Raw genomic sequence first — 876 nt, 5'->3', positions numbered from 1 at the left:
CACTCCTGTGATTAAAAAGAAATGAGCTTAGCGAATATAAAATAAATGTTTAGGTGTGGTTTAGCCGACGGTTACGTTAGTTCGAGTTCACGGCAAAGGTAAGAAAGAGCGTTTGGTGCCAATTAGTTTGCGAGGATGTGAGTGGTTAGCATTCTACATTGGCAAGATCAGACCAATGTTTGCATTCATCGGATCTAGAAAGGCGCTGTTTCTGGGTAACAATGGCAAACGCTATGTGCCGGGTAAGCTGTCTGATATGGCATCACAGTACGTGAAATTAGCCGGATTTGATCGTAGTGGCGCGTGCCACCATTACCGCCACAATACAGCAACAACAATGTTAGACAATGGCGCTGACCTTCGTCACATCCAAGAAATGCTGGGCCATGCTAGCATCCTTACTACGCAACTTTACACGCATGTTAGTCGTAAAAAATTATCCGAAGTTTATGAAGCAACGCATCCTTCCGCTGAGGGCGGTAGTGGTTTGTTTCGAATTTTAGTTACTTTATCCAATTAATAAATAATTAAAAATATGGTAAGTTAAAGTATTATTTTTTGTTTTAGGGTTATTTCCAATGGGAATAGCTCAATTATCGCCTGTAGTAGCTAGAAATATAAGAATAAATGGATGTTATGGTAGAAACAACAAACAGAGAGGCTGTTAATACCTCAGGGAAGGGCCTTTATTTTCAAAAGAATCGTGCTGTAATTCGTATACTTGACCACATAAAAGAATTCCGTGGTGAACCAGTATACTGTGCCGTGGAGTTTATAGAAGATTCTTTACTAATTCATGATGAATCGCCCCGTGTTTGCCAGAGACTCAATAACTTGAGAAACTGGAACTATGAAAAAATCAAATCGCTATACATC

The 876-nt window shown here is 39.7% G+C and carries 1 protein-coding gene and 1 pseudogene; both read left to right on the top strand.

From position 1 onward, the window contains the following. Positions 1-88 precede the first annotated feature (88 nt). Positions 89-520 (top strand): annotated as a pseudogene (locus AAEY57_RS19325) (tyrosine-type recombinase/integrase); the annotation flags it as partial. Positions 521-636: 116 nt separating this feature from the next. After that, positions 637-876: hypothetical protein (locus AAEY57_RS19320; protein ID WP_350608585.1), on the top strand; the 240-nt coding region annotated here is incomplete at its 3' end.

The organism is Pseudoalteromonas sp. MER144-MNA-CIBAN-0113 (genome assembly GCF_040308965.1).
GTDB classification, from domain to species: domain Bacteria; phylum Pseudomonadota; class Gammaproteobacteria; order Enterobacterales; family Alteromonadaceae; genus Pseudoalteromonas; species Pseudoalteromonas tetraodonis.
The sequence above is the reverse complement of the archived record's forward strand: the minus strand, read 5'-3'. Positions and strand labels throughout refer to the sequence as shown.